The sequence below is a fragment of the Acinetobacter sp. 228 genome (assembly GCF_048147885.1).
This window is the reverse complement of the sequence record NZ_JAYWYV010000653.1, coordinates 1-1,006: the sequence shown is the minus strand read 5'-3', so window position 1 is coordinate 1,006 and position 1,006 is coordinate 1. Positions and strand designations below refer to the sequence as shown.

The 1,006-nt window shown below is 37.6% G+C and carries 1 pseudogene; it reads left to right on the top strand.

Annotated elements, in window-relative coordinates:
* Positions 1 to 1,006: pseudogene (locus VXQ92_RS21615) on the top strand (hypothetical protein); the annotation flags it as partial.

The window sequence follows — 1,006 nt, the reverse complement described above, 5'->3', positions numbered from 1 at the left end:
GTGTCGGGTGTGGTGTTGGTAGCAGTAGCGGAGGTTCATATAACACGCCTAAACCGTCTTAACCCACTCATGAAGTCATGACGGATATTACGCTTAAAACCCCTGTCGAAATGCGCAATGTTCAACTCAAGGTATATGATAATACCGACAATAGTATTTTGATTGATACCCAAGTTGCCAGTTTAACAAGTTACGATATTAAACTTCCAAGCACAAAACTAAATCGTCTTTATCGTGTTGAAATTACAACTCAAAATTCATCACTGGTATTTAACCCAATTACTTCAAAATATCAAAATTTATCTGGCATTTATCATACATTTATTACACCCAATACAGTAAGTAGTAGAACCCAATTCATCAGCCCAAGTTCAGAAGCAATTTATCAACGTGCTATGGTTCGTTCAGGTCAGTTGCCTAATGAGACAATTATCCCAACCCGTATTGAACAATTACATGTCGATTTAGCCTCTCAAGATGTCTACAGATCTCTTCTTAATGCGTTTAAAGACGTAGGCATTCCAAGTTTAAGTCCAGCCAACCTACTTGTTGATTTAACTAGGTTACAGTACTCAACGACAAAGCCTAGTACATATGTGGATAGCTATCTAAGCTTTGGTTATCTTCAATATTGGTCAAGCATCCATAATACGAATTCACCTTATCAAGATCTCACCCAAAGTCTCGCTACAGATTTAAAAGATGGATATTTAGACGGCAAAAAACTTATTGGGGACAAAACATCTTTTACCCCTATCTTCACCTCAGCCCCTGATAATATTGATCCAGCAAAAAATACACTTTTAGATATCGCAGCTAATCAAAAGGTAACACGTGATTATTTTGCCACCAATCTAAGAGCAGCCACCTTTAAACTAGCAGATTTGCAAGATCAATCCCATTTAGACCCAATAGGTTATGATCTACTGGACAAGAAACAATATTCGGGGATTATACCTGCTGGTAATACATCTGAATTTTTCCGTATAGATGGTGCGGGAGATTA